We start from the raw sequence: 15,407 nt of genomic DNA, 5'->3' as shown, positions 1-15,407 counted from the left end.
GCCATCACCCCCGTGAGGACGGTTCCCATGGCCTCCGCCCAGCCCTCGACCCCGGCCCGCGCCGTGCCCTTCCTGGGCATGCCGCCGGCACAGGGGATGTACGACCCGGCCGCCGAGAAGGACGCGTGCGGTCTCGCGATGGTCGCCACCATGCGCGGCACCGCCGGCCACGACATCATCGACGCCGCGCTGAACGCGCTGCGCAACCTCGAGCACCGCGGCGCCGTCGGCTCCGACGCGGGAACGGGCGACGGCGCGGGGATCATCACGCAGATCCCGGACGAGTTCCTCCGCGCGGTCGCTCCCTTCGAGCTCCCGCCGCTGGGCCAGTACGCGGTGGGCAACGCCTTCCTCCCGGTGGACGTGTTCGAGCGCGAGCGTGTCAAGTCGACGATCGCCGACATCGCCCGCGAGGAGAACCTCGCCGTGGTCGGCTGGCGCTCCGTGCCCGTGCAGCCCGACGAGATCGGCACGCTCGCCCGGGCCGCCATGCCGGCGATCGAGCAGCTGTTCATCCGGAGCGAGCTGACCGACGAGAGCGGCACGCCCCTCTCCTCCGTGCGCCTCGACCGTCTGACCTTCCGCCTGCGCAAGCGCGTCGAGCGCGAGCTCGAGGTCTACTTCATGTCCCTGTCGAGCCGGACGCTCGTCTACAAGGGCATGGTGACGACGCTCCAGCTGGAGCCGTTCTACCCGGACCTGTCCGACGAGCGCTTCGCGTCGAAGCTCGCGCTGGTGCACTCCCGGTACTCCACCAACACCTTCCCGTCGTGGCCGCTCGCTCAGCCGTTCCGGATGATCGCGCACAACGGCGAGATCAACACGGTGCAGGGCAACCGCAACTGGATGCGCGCGCGCCAGTCGCAGCTGAAGAGCCGCGAGCTGGGCGACCTGGCCCCGCTGTTCCCGATCGTCTCGCCCGGCCGCAGCGACTCCGCCTCGTTCGACGAGACCGTCGAGCTGCTCAACCTGGCCGGCCGGTCGCTCCCGCACGCGGTCATGATGATGGTGCCGGAGGCCTGGGAGAACCAGGACGGCGCGCTCGACCCGAAGCGCCGCGCGTTCTACGAGTACCACTCGATGCTCATGGAGCCGTGGGACGGCCCGGCCGCGATCGTCTTCACCGACGGCGAGCTCGTCGGCGCCACTCTCGACCGCAACGGGCTCCGCCCCGGCCGCTACGTCGTGACCGACGACGGGCTCGTGGTGCTCGCCAGCGAGATCGGCGTGCTCGACATCGACCCCGCGAAGGTGGTCCGCAAGGGACGCCTGCAGCCCGGCCGCATGTTCCTGGTCGACACCGAGCAGGGCCGCATCGTCGAGGACGAGGAGATCAAGGGGCAGCTCGCCGCCTCCGGTCCGTTCGAGGAGTGGCTCGAGAAGGGCCGCATCAACCTCAAGGACCTCCCCGAGCGCGAGCACATCGTGCACACGCCCGCCTCGGTCAACCGCCGCCAGCGCACCTTCGGCTACACCGAGGAGGAGGTCCGCCTCCTCCTGCTGCCGATGGCGCGCGCCGGTGCGGAGCCGCTCGGAGCGATGGGCTCGGACACCCCCGTGGCCGTCCTGTCCAAGCGCCCCCGCCTGCTCTTCGACTACTTCACGCAGGCCTTCGCGCAGGTGACGAACCCGCCGCTGGACTCGATCCGCGAGGAGGTCGTGACCTCGCTCCGCCTGGGCCTCGGCCCCGAGCGCAACCTGCTGACCGCCGGTGCCGAGCACGCGCGCCAGGTCGTCCTCGACTTCCCGGTCATCGACAACGACGAGCTCGCGAAGATCCAGCACATCGCGCCGCGCCCGCTGAGCCACATCACCACGACGATCCGCGGCCTGTACCGCGTCGACGCGGGACCCCGCGCGATGCAGGACCGCATCGACGAGATGTGCGACGAGGCCGACGAGGCCATCGCCGCGGGAGCGCAGTTCCTGGTGCTCTCGGACCGCGACTCCACCAAGGACCTCGCGCCGATCCCCTCGCTGCTGATGCTCGCCGCCGTGCACCACCACCTCATCCGCACCGAGAACCGGATGCGAGTGGGGCTCGTGGTCGAGGCGGGCGACGTCCGCGAGGTGCACCACGTGGCGACGCTCATCGGCTACGGCGCCTCCGCGGTCAACCCGTACCTGGCGATGGAGACCTGCGAGGACCTCGTCCGCAGCGGCATGCTGTCGGACGTCTCGCCGGAGAAGGCCGTGAAGAACGTGATCAAGGCGCTCGGCAAGGGCGTGCTGAAGATCATGTCCAAGATGGGCATCTCCACCGTGTCGAGCTACGCCGGGGCGCAGACCTTCGAGGCCGTCGGCCTCAGCCAGGCGTTCGTCGACCAGTACTTCACCGGCACCGTCTCGAAGCTCGGCGGTATCGGCATCGACGTCGTCGCCGAGGAGAACGCCGCGCGTCACCGCGCCGCCTATCCCGAGGACGGCGCGATCGTCGCGCATGAGCGCCTGGCGGTCGGCGGCGAGTACCAGTGGCGCCGCGACGGCGCCCCGCACCTGTTCAACCCGGACACGGTGTTCCGCCTGCAGCACTCGACGCGCAACCGCCGCTACGACGTCTTCCGCGAGTACACGAAGATGGTCGACGACCAGGCGAGCTCGCTGATGACCCTCCGCGGCATGTTCAAGCTCGACACCGCGGGGCGCACGCCGATCCCGATCGACGAGGTCGAGCCGGTCGAGGCGATCGTGAAGCGCTTCTCGACGGGCGCGATGAGCTACGGCTCCATCTCGCCGGAGGCGCACGAGACGCTCGCCATCGCGATGAACCGCCTCGGCGCCAAGTCGAACACGGGCGAGGGCGGCGAGGACACCGAGCGGCTGCTCGACCCGGAGCGCCGCTCCGCGATCAAGCAGGTCGCCTCGGGCCGCTTCGGCGTCACGAGCATGTACCTCACCCACGCCGACGACATCCAGATCAAGCTCGCCCAGGGCGCCAAGCCCGGCGAGGGCGGTCAGCTGCCGCCGACGAAGGTGTACCCGTGGATCGCGCGCACCCGGCACGCGACCGCCGGCGTCGGCCTGATCTCGCCGCCGCCGCACCACGACATCTACTCGATCGAGGACCTGAAGCAGCTGATCTTCGACCTCAAGCGGGCGAACCCGTCGGCGCGCATCCACGCGAAGCTGGTCAGCCAGTCGGGCATCGGAGCGGTCGCCGCCGGCACCGCGAAGGCCCTCGCCGACGTGATCCTCGTCTCGGGTCACGACGGCGGCACCGGCGCGAGCCCGGTGAACTCGCTCAAGCACGCGGGCACGCCCTGGGAGCTCGGCCTGGCCGAGACCCAGCAGACGCTGATGCTCAACGGCATGCGCGACCGCGTGGTCGTGCAGGTCGACGGCCAGATGAAGACCGGTCGCGACGTCGTCATCGGCGCGCTGCTCGGAGCCGAGGAGTTCGGCTTCGCGACGGCTCCGCTGATCGTCGAGGGCTGCATCATGATGCGCGTCTGCCACCTCGACACCTGCCCGGTGGGCGTCGCGACGCAGAACCCGGAGCTGCGCCAGCGGTTCTCCGGCAAGCCCGAGTTCGTCGTCAACTTCTTCGAGTTCATCGCCCAGGAGGTGCGCGAGTACCTCGCGCAGCTCGGCTTCCGGAGCGTCGACGAGATCGTCGGACACCGCGAGCTGCTCGACGTCGACCAGGCGATCGAGCACTGGAAGGCGAGCGGGCTCGACCTGACGCCGATCCTCGTCGGACCGGTCTTCACGGCGGAGGAGCCTCGCCGCCACGGCCGCGCGCAGGAGCACGAGCTCGAGCACCACTTCGACAACGAGCTGATCCGCCTCGCGGCGAACGTGCTCGACCACCGCGGCACCGTGCGGATCGAGCGCGAGATCAAGAACACCGAGCGCGCCGTCGGCACCATGCTGGGCCACGAGGTCACCGTCCGATTCGGCGAGAACGGCCTGCCGGCCGACTCCATCGTCGTGTCGCTCCGCGGCTCGGCCGGGCAGTCGCTCGGAGCGTTCCTCCCCGCCGGCATCACGCTGCGGCTCGAGGGCGACTCCAACGACTACGTCGGCAAGGGCCTCTCGGGCGGCCAGATCGTGGTGCGGCCGGACCGCCGCAGCACCTTCGACGCCTCGACGAACGTGATCGCGGGCAATGTGATCGGCTACGGGGCGACCCAGGGCACGATGTTCATCCGCGGGATGGTCGGCGAGCGCTTCCTGGTCCGCAACTCCGGCGCCACCGCGGTGGTCGAGGGAGTGGGCGACCACGCGCTCGAGTACATGACCGGCGGCCTGGCGGTGATCCTCGGCGAGACCGGGCGGAACCTCGGCGCCGGCATGTCGGGCGGCACGGCCTACATCCACGGCCTGCGCCGCGAGCTCGTGAACCGCGACGCGATCGCCTCCGGCGAGCTGACCCTCTCCGAGCTCGGCAGCGCCGACGTGGAGATCCTGCGCGACCTGCTCGAGCGGCACGTCGCGGAGACCGAGTCGACCCTGGCCCAGGGGATGCTCGACGATTTCGACGGAACGGTCTCGCGTTTCGTCAAGGTACTGCCCCGCGACTTCGCCGCGGTGCTCGCGACGCGCGCATCCGCTGTGGAGGAGGGGCTCGACCCCGACGGCGACGTCGTCTGGGGACGGATTCTGGAGGTGACCGGTGGCTGATCCCAAGGGGTTCCTGAAGGTGCAGGACCGGGAGCTGCCCAAGCGGCGTCCCGTGTCCGTCCGCCTGATGGACTGGAAAGAGGTCTACGAGCAGGGCGACTCCGCCGTGCTGCGCCGGCAGGCGGGCCGCTGCATGGACTGCGGCATCCCGTTCTGCCACAAGGGCTGCCCGCTGGGGAACCTGATCCCCGAGTGGAACGACCTGATGTGGCGCGGCGAGGGCCGCCAGGCGATCGAGCGCCTGCACGCGACGAACAACTTCCCGGAGTTCACGGGCCGGCTCTGCCCGGCGCCGTGCGAGTCGTCCTGCGTGCTCGGCATCAATCAGCCCGCCGTCACGATCAAGCAGATCGAGGTCTCGATCATCGATCAGGCCTTCGGCAACGACTGGGTGCAGCCGCACCCGCCGGAGCGCCTGACCGGCAAGACCGTCGCGGTCGTCGGATCCGGCCCGGCGGGGCTCGCCGCCGCTCAGCAGCTCACCCGCGCCGGGCACACCGTCGCGGTCTACGAGCGCGACGACCGCATCGGCGGCCTCCTGCGCTACGGGATCCCGGACTTCAAGATGGAGAAGAAGCACCTCGAGCTGCGCCTGAACCAGATGAAGGCCGAGGGCACCCGGTTCCGCGCGGGCGTCGACATCGGCTCCGACATCACCTGGGACGACCTGCGGGCGCGCTACGACGCGGTCGTGGTCGCCACCGGTGCTCTCGTACCGCGCGACCTGCCGATCCCGGGTCGCGACCTCGACGGCGTGCACTTCGCCATGGAGTACCTCGTGCAGTCGAACCGCGCGATCGCGGGCGACCGCGTCTTCGAGCAGATCTCGGCCGAGGGCAAGCACGTCGTCGTCCTGGGCGGAGGAGACACCGGAGCGGACTGCATCGGCACCGCCCACCGCCAGAAGGCCGCGTCGGTCACGAACCTGGCGATCGGGCAGCAGCCGCCGTCGCAGCGCCCGGACAGCCAGCCCTGGCCGATGGACCCGACCGTGTTCGAGGTCTCGAGCGCCCACGAGGAGGGCGGGGAGCGGATGTTCCTCGCGTCGACCGTGGAGTTCCTCGCGAACGAGGGCGGCGAGGTCCGCGCGGTGCGCGTGGCCGAGACCGAGTACCTCGACGGACGCCGCGTGCCCAAGGCGGGCACCGAGCGCGAGATCCCGGCCGACCTGGTCCTGCTCGCCCTCGGCTTCACCGGCCCGGAGGCGGACCACCTCGGCCGCCAGCTCGACGTCCCCTTCACCGAGCGCGGCAACGTCGCGCGCGGCGACGCCTTCGAGACCACCGTCCCCGGCGTCTTCGTGGCCGGCGACGCCGGGCGCGGCCAGTCCCTGATCGTCTGGGCGATCGCCGAGGGCCGCTCCGTCGCGGCCGAGGTCGACCGCTACCTCGAGGGCACGACCCAGCTGCCGGCGCCGGTCGGCCCCGACGACCGGGGCTTCACGCTCTAGTCCCCGGGACGCGATAGTCTCGGCCCGCCAGCAATCAGCTCACCCTCCCCGCTAACGACGCGCCTCCGGGCGCAGAACAACGGAGCACCCCCTCAATGAGACGAGCGAAAATCGTCGCCACCCTCGGCCCGGCAACGTCGTCGTACGAGACCATTCGTGCGATCATCGACGCCGGCGTGGACGTGGCCCGCATGAACCTCAGTCACGGAAGCTACGACGTCCACGAAGGCATCTACCGCATCGTGCGGAAGGCCGCGGACGACGCCGGGCGCGCGGTCGCGATCCTCGTCGACCTGCAGGGTCCGAAGATCCGCCTCGGCAAGTTCGAGGGCGGCCCGTACGCCCTCGCCGAGGGCGACGTCTTCACCATCACCACCGAGGACGTCCTCGGCACGCGTGAGCTCTCGGGCACCACGTTCAAGGGCCTCCCGGACGACGTGAACCCGGGCGACATGCTCCTCATCGACGACGGCAAGGTCGCTGTCCGCGTCACCGCCGTCGAGGGCCCCCGGGTCGTCACCGAGGTCGTCGTCCCCGGCAACGTCTCGAACAACAAGGGCATCAACCTGCCCGGTGTCGCGGTCAACGTCCCCGCCCTCTCCCAGAAGGACGAGGACGACCTCCGCTGGGCGATCCGCCTCGGCGCCGACATCATCGCCCTCTCCTTCGTGCGCAACGCCAGCGACATCGAGCGCGTGCACGAGATCATGGCGGAGGAGGGCCGCAAGGCTCCCGTCATCGCCAAGATCGAGAAGCCGCAGGCGGTCGACAACCTGCAGGAGATCATCGACGTCTTCGACGGCATCATGGTCGCCCGCGGCGACCTCGGCGTCGAGCTGCCCCTCGAGGCGGTGCCGATCGTGCAGAAGCACGCCGTCGAGCTCGCCCGCCGCTGGGCGAAGCCGGTCATCGTCGCGACCCAGATGCTCGAGTCGATGATCGAGAGCCCCCGCCCCACGCGGGCCGAGGCCTCGGACGTCGCGAACGCCATCCTCGACGGCGCGGACGCGGTCATGCTCTCGGGCGAGACCAGCGTCGGAGCCTGGCCCGTCGTCACCGTGCAGACCATGGCCCGCATCGTCGAGTCCACCGAGGAGCACGGCCTGGAGCGCATCCCCCCGCTGGGCAGCAAGCCCCGCACCCAGGGCGGATCCGTCACGCTGGCCGCCGCCGAGGTCGCGGAGTTCGTCGAGGCGAAGTTCCTCTGCGTGTTCACGGAGTCGGGCGACTCGGTCCGCCGCATGACGCGCCTGCGCCACGGCATCCCGATCATCGGCTTCACCCCCGAGCCGGCCGTCCGCCGCCGCATGGCGCTGAACTGGGGCGTCCAGTCCTTCGTCACGCCGCGCGTCAACCACACCGACGCGATGTTCGCGCAGGTGGACGCGGTGCTGCTCCGCGAGGGCCTCGCCCAGGCGGGCGAGACCGTGGTCGTCGTCTCCGGATCGCCCCCCGGGCGCGCCGGCACGACGAACGACATGCGGGTGCACATCGTCGGCTCGTCCAGCTCGGCCGACAGGGCCGAGAACTGGGACCACTGAGTCCAGCACCCCCGGAGGGCCCGGTCGCGCGAGCGGCCGGGCCCTCCGGCGTTCCCCGGCGGTCCGCGTGGCGGGACGCGCCTCCGCGGGCGGATACCGTGGACCCATGCGACTCGGCGTGCTCGACATCGGCTCCAACACGGTCCACCTGCTCCTCGTCGACGCGCACCCCGGCGCCCGCCCGGTGCCCTACCGCTCGCACAAGCGGAGCCTCGCTCTCGTGGCGCACCTCGACGAGGCGGGGGAGATCACCGAGCGGGGCCAGCGCGAGCTGATCGCGTTCGTGACCGAGGCCGCGGAGGTCGCCCGCGAGCACCGCGCGGAGGACCTGCTGGCGTTCGCGACCTCGGCGATCCGCGAGGCCGGCAACGGCGCGGCGGTCCTCGACCGCGTCCGCGCCGAGACGGGCGTGCACCTCCAGGAGCTCGGCGGCGAGGCGGAGGCGTCGGCCACCTTCCTCGCCGTGCGCCGCTGGTTCGGCTGGGGCGCGGGCTCGATCCTGGACCTCGACATCGGCGGCGGCTCGTTCGAGCTCTCGATGGGCGTGGACGAGGTGCCCGAGCTCGCCGTGTCGGTCCCGCTCGGAGCGGGGCGGGTGACGCGGGACCTGCTGGTCGGCGATCCCGCCTCGGCCACGAGCGTGAAGGCCGCCCGGCGTCACGCCCGCGAGGTGCTCGCGGAGCCCGTCCGCGGCTTCCTCGCCCTGGGGCGCCCCGACCTGGTCGCAGGCACGTCGAAGACCTTCCGGTCTCTGGCGCGGATCACCGGCGCCGCTCCGAGCGCCGCCGGTCCGCTGGTGCGCCGCGAGCTGCACCTGGTCGATCTCCGGCTGTGGTCCGCCCGCCTCGCCGCGATCAGCGCGGCCGACCGCTCAGCGCTGCCCGGCGTCTCCGCTCTGCGGGCTCCGCAGCTACTCGCGGGCGCTCTCGTCGCGGAGGCGGCCATGGACGCCCTCGGCATCGAGACGCTGGTGATCTGCCCCTGGGCCACCCGCGAGGGGCTGATCATCCGCCGCTTCGAGCTGCTCGACGCGCAGATCCAGCGCGAGGACGTTCAGCTCAGCGCGATGCTGTAGGACAGCGACCGCCGGCCGCCCGGCTCGAGGACGATCTGGCGCGGCTTGTCGACGATGTCGCCGTCCCAGCCCTCGGGGGTCGGGACGCTCCGCCAGGGCTCGAGGCAGACGAACGGGGCCCCGACGGGCTTCCACACGCCGACCACGTCGAAGTCCCCGGTGTCGACGACGATCGCGCGGGCGGCGCCGTCGGCCTCGAGCCGGAGGGTCCGCCGGCCCGGCTCGTCGAAAATCATCACGCCCTCCTCGAAGTGCGCGTCGTCCACTGTCAGGACCCCGTCCTCGAGCGGCGCCGGGTGGCGCGCCTCGAGCAGCAGGTTCTCCGGAGCGCGGCGGTACCCCTCCGGCTCGGGCTGCGCGAAGCGGATGCGGTGCTCGCCGCGGCCCTCGGGCAGCGGCAGCGCGAAGGCCGGGTGGTTGCCGAGCGAGAAGCCCAGCGGAGAGGGACCCCTGTTCTCGACGGTCTGGGTGATCCGGAGCGAGGCGCCGGTCACGGCGTAGGCGATGAGGAGCGTCCAGTCGAAGGGGAACACCGCGCGCGTGGCGTCGTCGCTCCGGAGCCGGAACACCGCCTCGTCCGCCGAGACGCCCGCGAGCTCGAAGACCCGGTCCCGCGCGAAGCCGTGCTGCCCCATCCGGTGGTCCGCGCCGTCGTGGTGCAGCGTGTCGCCGGGGAGGCGCCCGATGATCGGGAACAGGACGGGAGCGTGCCGGCGCCACTCCGGGCCGGCCTGCCACAGGTACTCGCGGCCCTCGTCGTCGCGGAGGGAGGTCATCTCGGCCCCGGCGGTCGTCAGGGCGAGGCGCAGGCTCTCGCTGCCGAGGGTGAGGACGGTGGGCGCGGGGGAGTCGCTGCTGGTCATCATCCGATTCTGCCCTTCACGCGGTGCGGGCGGGGGTGTCGGCGGCGCGTGGCAGCATGGGGCGGTGCCTCCCGAGTCGACCCCCTCCTCCTGGCGCGCCCGCGTCGGCGAGCTCAGCGGATCCGCCGAGACCGAGTCGCCGACCGTCCTCACTCCGATCGGGCTGCAGTTCGAGCTGCGCCGGCTGGTGCGCCGGGCCGACGATCCGTGGCGGGCGCCGGCGAGCGAGCGCGTCACGGCGAAGACCTACGACCCCGACGAGCGCCGCGACCACCGTCTGGCCACCCGCCCCGTCGTCCGCGGGCGCGGGGGCGCCTGGAACCGCACCACCCTGACGTGGAAGTCGCTGAACTTCCAGACCCACCGGCTCTCGCTCGACCCCGCTCACCAGCGCTGGTTCGCCGAGTTCGCGGCCCTGCACCGCGCCACGCGCACCGTCCACCTGGGGCAGGACCCCGACTGGATCCACCTCGACGACTACGAGAGCCCGCTGCTCTGGCGGCTGCTCGAGCAGGCGCAGGCCGCCGGGATCCCGCTGCTCGCCCCGGAGAAGGGCGCGGTCCGTCTCGCCGGTCCCGCGCATGTGGCGGTGACGGTCTCGGCGGAGGAGGGAGCGCTCCGGCTGCGGCCCGTCCTGCGGATCGACGGCGCGGAGCACGCGCCCGAGTCGGCGCGTCCGGTCGCCCGGCACGGCGTCTACGCGGTCGAGGGCGGCGATCCGTCCTCGCTCCTGCTCGCGCCCGCGTCCCTGCCCTTCGACGACGAGGAGCTGCGGCTCCTCGACCACCCCGAGGAGACGGAGGTCCCGGCGGAGGACGTGCCCGAGTTCGTCGGCGAGCACCTCCCCGCCCTCCGCAGCCGCGTCGCGGTCCGCGAGGAGGGCGTCGACCTCCTCCTGGACGATCCGGAGCCCCCGCGCCTGGTCTGCACGGTCTCGTTCGAGCCGCGGCGCGCCGTCAGGGTGGGCTGGCACTGGCGCCGCTCGCCCGATCGCGCGGGCGAGCTCGACGGCACGGCCGACGCGGCTCTCGAGCGCGCGGTGCTCCGCCGGGTGCGCTCGGTGCTCGGCGAGGTCGGGTCCGCTCTCGTGCCGGAGCCGGGGACGAGCGCGGTCCTGCGCGGGGCCGAGGCGGCGGTGTTCGTGGTGGAGCAGCTCCCGCAGCTGGAGGGGATCGGCGGGGTCCGGATCGAGCGCGACGGCGCGGCCCCGGACTACCGCCTGCTGACCGGACCGCTCACGCTCACCATCACCGCGGTCGACACCGAGAGCGCCGACTGGTTCGACCTCGGCGTCGTCGTGACCATCGGCGACGCGACCGTGCCGTTCCTGCCCCTCTTCCGCGCTCTGGCCGCGGGCGGCGACCGCATCCGCCTGGTCGACCACTCCTACCTCTCGCTCGCGCACCCCGGCCTCGACCGGCTCCGGGAGCTGCTGACCCGGGCGGACGAGCTCGAGGAGTGGGAGACGGGACCGCGGCTCGGCCGGCACCAGGCCGGGCTGTGGAACGAGCTGGAGGAGCTCGCCGACGAGAGCGTCCCCTCCGACGCGTGGCGCGCCGTGCTCGACTCCGCGCTGGCCGCCGGGTCGCCGGAGGACGTGGAGCCGCCGGAGGGCCTGACCGCCCGGCTGCGTCCGTACCAGCGGGCGGGCTACGCCTGGCTCGTGCACCGCCTCCGTCACGGGCTCGGCGGGATCCTGGCCGACGACATGGGCCTCGGCAAGACCCTGCAGGCGCTGGCCATGATGCTCGACGCGGTCGAGGAGGCGGGCCGCGCCGGGATCCGCCGCGCGCCGTTCCTCGTGGTCGCCCCCACCTCGGTCGTGCCGGGCTGGCGCTCGGAGGCCGAGCGCTTCGCGCCCGCCCTGCGCGTCCACGTCGTCGCGAGCTCGCGGGAGGGCGCGCTCGACGCGATCCCGGCCGACGCGGACGTGGTCCTCACCAGCTACGCGGTCCTGCGCCTCGGCGGCGAGCGCTGGGCGTCGAGGACGTGGTCGGCGCTGATCCTCGACGAGGCCCAGTTCGTCAAGAACCCCGCCTCGCAGACGCACCGGGCCGCCCGCGGGGTCGGCGCGCCCGTCACGCTCGCGCTCACCGGGACACCGCTGGAGAACTCGCTCGACGAGCTCTGGGCGGTCCTCGCCCTGGTGGCGCCCGGGCTCCTGCCGCCGCTGCGCCGCTTCCGCGAGGAGTACACCCGGCCGATCCTGCACGCGGAGGCGCCCGTCGGCATCGCCTCGCCCGATCTGTCCGAGGGACGGACCGTCAGCCACACCGAGGGCGCGCGCCGCCGCCTCGAGAGACTGCGCCGGCGACTGCGTCCGTTCCTGCTCCGCCGCACCAAGGAGGCGGTGGCGCCGGAGCTCCCCGAGAAGCAGGAGCAGACGATCGAGGTCGCGCTGACCCCCGCCCACCGGGTGCTCTACGACGGCTACCTCCAGCGCGAGCGGCGGAAGCTCCTGGGTCTGGTCGACGACCTCGACCGGCAGCGCTTCACGGTGTTCCGATCGCTCACCCTCCTGCGCCTGCTCGCGCTCGACGCGTCCCTGGTCGACCCGGCCTACCGGCACGTCCCGTCCGCGAAGCTCGACGTGCTCGTCGAGCAGCTCGACGACGTGATCGCGGAAGGCCGTCGGGCCCTCGTCTTCAGCACCTTCACCTCGTACCTGGAGCGGGCGGGGGAGCGGCTGCGCCGGCGCGGCATCCCGTTCGTGCAGCTCGACGGCTCCACGCGGGACCGCGCGGGAGTGATCGAGGAGTTCCGCTCCGGAGCCGCGCCCGTCTTCCTGATCAGCCTGAAGGCGGGCGGCACCGGGCTCACCCTCACCGAGGCCGACCACGTCTTCATCCTCGACCCGTGGTGGAACCCGGCGGCCGAGGCGCAGGCCGTCGACCGCGCGCACCGCATCGGCCAGGAGCGGCGGGTGAACGTGTACCGGCTGGTGGCGACGGACACGATCGAGGAGAAGATCGTGCGCCTCCAGGAGCGCAAGGGCCGCCTCAGCACGGCGGTGCTCGACGAGGGCGAGCTCTTCGCCCGGGCGCTGTCGGCCGACGACGTCCGCGAACTGCTGGCCGAGTGACGACGGCCCCACGAAGGGTGACAGAACGGCCAGCCGCGGCCCAGGATCCGAGCGCACACTGAGCGGATGAGACGCCGCCGCCCCCGCCCCCGCGCCGACTGGATCGTGGCCCTCGAGAAGGGCGACGACGCCGGGCTCTTCGGACCGGGCAGCGCGGTCTGGGCCGTCAACGGCGGCCTGCCCACGATGATCGCCGGAGTGCGGGCTCTGCTCATGCAGACCCTCCACGCCGGAGCGATGGCCGGTGTGCACGACCACTCCCGCTACCGCGAGGACCCGATGGGCCGCCTCGACAACACGGTCCGCTGGGTCCTGACCACCAGCTTCGGCGACACCGCCGCGGCGAGCGGAGCGGCGCGCTGGGTGACCGGCGTGCACGAGCGGATCGTCGGCTCCTACGAGGACGCCGGCGGGCGCGAGCGCTCCTACTCGGCGCAGGACCCCCGCCTGCTGCTCTGGGTGCACGACGCCTTCACCGACGCGTTCCTCGGCGCCCACGAGATCTGGGGCGGACGGATCCCCGGCGGCCCCGACGCCTACGTGCGCGAGTGGGCCGCCTCCGGCCGGCTCCTCGGAGTGCAGGGTCCGCCCGAGAGCGTCGCGGAGCTCCGCGCGCAGCTCGCCGGATTCGCGGGCGAGCTCAAGCCCGACTCACGCGTGCACGAGGCGGTCGGCTTTCTCCGCGACATCCGGCTGCCGGGCGAGGCGGGCGTGGTCTACCCGCTGCTGTTCGCCGGCGCGGTCGCCTCGCTCAGCCCCGAGGTGCGGAGGCTCCTGGGCCTCCGGCGCCCGTGGTGGCCCGCGATCACGGCGAATCGCCTGCTGTTCGTGTTCCTGGGCCGGTATCTCGGTCGGGTCTCGCCGAGCGAGCAGGCCGCGATCGACCGCATCGCCGGCCTCGACCAGGTTCGCACCGGCGCCTGACGCTCTTCCCGTACACCTGTCCGGGAAGTGGTAGACTGACGTCGATGACTCCCGCCCGCCTCGCCTCCGTGCCCGCGGCGGAGTCCCCCTCGGCGCTCGGCTCCGCCGATCCGCGAGCCCGGCGCACCCGCCGCCGCGTGTTCGACGCGGTCGAGCGGCTCGTCATGCAGAGCGACGGCGAGAGGGCCGAGGGCATCGCGGTGAGCGACATCGTGCGCGAGGCCGGGATCAGCCGCAGCTCGTTCTACGCCCACTTCGACGACGCGGCGGGAGTCGCCTCCGCGCTGCTCCGCCAGGACCTCGTGGTCGCCGAGGTCGCCGAGGGCGATCCCGCCGACCGCTCCGGAGCCGACGCCCTGCAGCGCGGCTACTCGCGGCTCGTCGAGCGGCTGGTCGACCGCCACGCCTTCCATGCCCGGCTCCGCGCGCGGGCCTCCGCCCGGGTCGCCTCCGACGACGCCGTGCTCGACACGGCGCTCGCCCTGCACCGCGAGGTGCTCGCCCGGGTCGACGTCCCCGCAGCGGTCGACCCCGAGCTCACCGCGGTCTTCGCGGCCGGCGGCGTCCTCTCCGTGGTCGGCGCCTGGCTCGCCGGCTCCCTCGACGGCACCGACGAGGAGCTGGTCGAGCACCTCGTCGCGCTGCTCCCGGCCTGGCTCGCCGCAGCGCAGCTGCGCCCACTGGACTCCTCACTCCCACCACGCCCCACGACGAAAGGCACGACATGATGACATTCGAGGTCGGCGAGACCCTGGTCTACCCGCACCACGGAGCGGTGACGATCACCGGGCTCGAGAAGCGCTCGGTCAAGGGCGTCGAGAAGACGTTCATGACGATGAACGTGCACACCAGCGAGCTCACCATCACCCTCCCCGTCGAGAACGCCGAGCTCGTCGGCGTCCGCGAGATCATCGACGACGCCGGAGTCCAGGCGGTCTACGACGTCCTGCGCAGCGACGTCGCGGAGGAGGCCAGCAACTGGTCCCGCCGCTTCAAGGCCAACCAGGAGAAGATGGCCAGCGGCAGCGTGTACCGCGTCAGCGAGGTCGTCCGCGACCTGTGGCGCCGCGAGCAGGCGGGCGGCGTCTCGGCCGGCGAGAAGCGGATGCTCCTCAAGGCGCGTCAGATCCTCGTGTCGGAGCTCTCGCTCGCCCTGAAGGGCACCGACGAGGAGGCCTCGGCCAAGCTCGACGAGGTCCTCGCCTCGGCGATCTGACCCCGCGTCGCGGCGGGTCGGCTCACTCGGGCCGGCACGCCGCGATGATCCTCGCGGCGACCTCGTCCTGCGAGGCGGAGCCGTCGATCCGCACCAGGAGCTCGCGCTCGTCGTAGACCTCCGCCAGAGGAGCCGTCTCGCGCTCGTAGACCTCGATCCGGTTCCGCACCACCTCGGGGTCGTCGTCGGCGCGGTCCTGCTCCTGCGCCCGCACGTGCAGCCGTTCGAGGACCACGTCCGCGTCGGCCGTCAGCAGCACGACGCACGAGAGCGGCGTGCCCCGCTCCTCGAGGAGCTCCGCCAGCGCGTCCACCTGAGCGAGCGTGCGCGGGTAGCCGTCGAGGATGAACCCGTCCCGGGCGTCCTCCTCGGCGATGCGCTCGGCGACCAGGGCGTTCGTCAGCTCGTCCGGCACGTACTCGCCGGCCTCCACGAGCGCCCGCAGACGCCGTCCGAGGTCGGTGCCGTCGGCGACGTGCGCGCGGAACAGATCGCCGGTGGAGATCGCCGGCACCCCCAGCTCGCGCGACAGCACAGCCGCCTGGGTGCCCTTGCCCACGCCGGGCGGGCCCATCATGATGACGCGCATCGCTCGTCCTCCTCGGTGTCGTCAGGCGATGCTAGCGGTGCGGA

General features: G+C 72.6%; 10 protein-coding genes. 8 read left to right on the top strand and 2 right to left on the bottom strand.

All coding sequences use genetic code 11. The features are described from left to right. Window positions 1-27 precede the first annotated feature (27 nt). From gltB to C5C55_RS01520, 4 genes are all read left to right on the top strand, one after another. On the top strand, window positions 28-4,623 hold the full coding sequence (gltB, locus tag C5C55_RS01535) for a glutamate synthase large subunit (protein ID WP_104232656.1): 4,596 nt from the start codon (window positions 28-30) through the stop codon (window positions 4,621-4,623). Continuing rightward, window positions 4,616-6,073, top strand: coding sequence for a glutamate synthase subunit beta (locus C5C55_RS01530; RefSeq protein WP_104232655.1), 1,458 nt, complete (start codon window positions 4,616-4,618; stop codon window positions 6,071-6,073). Before gltB ends, C5C55_RS01530 begins: the two co-directional genes overlap by 8 nt. A 95-nt stretch (window positions 6,074-6,168) precedes the next feature. Further along, entirely contained in the window at window positions 6,169-7,614 is a 1,446-nt protein-coding gene (gene pyk / locus C5C55_RS01525; RefSeq protein ID WP_104221869.1) for a pyruvate kinase, read from the top strand. Between the two features lie 106 nt (window positions 7,615-7,720). Next, the gene (locus C5C55_RS01520; RefSeq protein WP_104232654.1) at window positions 7,721-8,689 is read left to right on the top strand and encodes an exopolyphosphatase; all 969 of its coding nucleotides are present in this window, start codon (window positions 7,721-7,723) and stop codon (window positions 8,687-8,689) included. Here C5C55_RS01520 and C5C55_RS01515 read toward each other — a convergent pair. After that, on the bottom strand, window positions 8,668-9,552 hold the full coding sequence (locus tag C5C55_RS01515; RefSeq protein ID WP_181067720.1) for an aldose 1-epimerase family protein: 885 nt from the start codon (window positions 9,550-9,552) through the stop codon (window positions 8,668-8,670). The two genes, C5C55_RS01520 and C5C55_RS01515, sit on opposite strands and share 22 nt — an antisense overlap. Window positions 9,553-9,616: 64 nt before the next feature. Between C5C55_RS01515 and C5C55_RS01510 the strand changes: the two genes are divergently transcribed. From C5C55_RS01510 to C5C55_RS01495, 4 genes are all read left to right on the top strand, one after another. Continuing rightward, window positions 9,617-12,634: a DEAD/DEAH box helicase gene (locus C5C55_RS01510; RefSeq protein WP_104232652.1), complete on the top strand. Its 3,018-nt coding sequence runs from the start codon at window positions 9,617-9,619 to the stop codon at window positions 12,632-12,634. Between the two features lie 66 nt (window positions 12,635-12,700). Continuing rightward, window positions 12,701-13,558, top strand: coding sequence for an oxygenase MpaB family protein (locus tag C5C55_RS01505; protein WP_104232651.1), 858 nt, complete (start codon window positions 12,701-12,703; stop codon window positions 13,556-13,558). A 44-nt stretch (window positions 13,559-13,602) separates the two neighbouring features. After that, window positions 13,603-14,286: a TetR/AcrR family transcriptional regulator gene (locus C5C55_RS01500; protein WP_104232650.1), complete on the top strand. Its 684-nt coding sequence runs from the start codon at window positions 13,603-13,605 to the stop codon at window positions 14,284-14,286. Then, complete coding sequence (locus tag C5C55_RS01495; protein WP_068257183.1) at window positions 14,286-14,774, top strand: CarD family transcriptional regulator; 489 nt, start codon at window positions 14,286-14,288, stop codon at window positions 14,772-14,774. The genes C5C55_RS01500 and C5C55_RS01495 overlap by 1 nt, the downstream gene beginning before the upstream one ends. A 22-nt stretch (window positions 14,775-14,796) precedes the next feature. Here C5C55_RS01495 and C5C55_RS01490 read toward each other — a convergent pair whose 3' ends face one another. Next, the gene (locus C5C55_RS01490; RefSeq protein WP_104221879.1) at window positions 14,797-15,363 is read right to left on the bottom strand and encodes an adenylate kinase; all 567 of its coding nucleotides are present in this window, start codon (window positions 15,361-15,363) and stop codon (window positions 14,797-14,799) included. Window positions 15,364-15,407: the final 44 nt, after the last annotated feature.

Origin of the sequence: Rathayibacter sp. AY1C2 (assembly GCF_002931195.1) — a bacterium.
Classification (GTDB): domain Bacteria; phylum Actinomycetota; class Actinomycetes; order Actinomycetales; family Microbacteriaceae; genus Rathayibacter.
This window is presented reverse-complemented; position numbering and strand designations above follow the sequence as displayed.

Excerpts from the sequence above, each read along its gene's own strand:
- gltB (WP_104232656.1), top strand. The coding sequence starts at position 28 with ATGGCCTCCGCCCAGCCCTCGACCCCGGCCCGCGCCGTGCCCTTCCTG.
- pyk (WP_104221869.1), top strand. The coding sequence starts at position 6,169 with ATGAGACGAGCGAAAATCGTCGCCACCCTCGGCCCGGCAACGTCGTCG.
- C5C55_RS01520 (WP_104232654.1), top strand. The coding sequence starts at position 7,721 with ATGCGACTCGGCGTGCTCGACATCGGCTCCAACACGGTCCACCTGCTC.
- C5C55_RS01515 (WP_181067720.1), bottom strand. The coding sequence starts at position 9,552 with ATGACCAGCAGCGACTCCCCCGCGCCCACCGTCCTCACCCTCGGCAGC.
- C5C55_RS01505 (WP_104232651.1), top strand. The coding sequence starts at position 12,701 with ATGAGACGCCGCCGCCCCCGCCCCCGCGCCGACTGGATCGTGGCCCTC.
- C5C55_RS01500 (WP_104232650.1), top strand. The coding sequence starts at position 13,603 with ATGACTCCCGCCCGCCTCGCCTCCGTGCCCGCGGCGGAGTCCCCCTCG.
- C5C55_RS01495 (WP_068257183.1), top strand. The coding sequence starts at position 14,286 with ATGACATTCGAGGTCGGCGAGACCCTGGTCTACCCGCACCACGGAGCG.
- C5C55_RS01490 (WP_104221879.1), bottom strand. The coding sequence starts at position 15,363 with ATGCGCGTCATCATGATGGGCCCGCCCGGCGTGGGCAAGGGCACCCAG.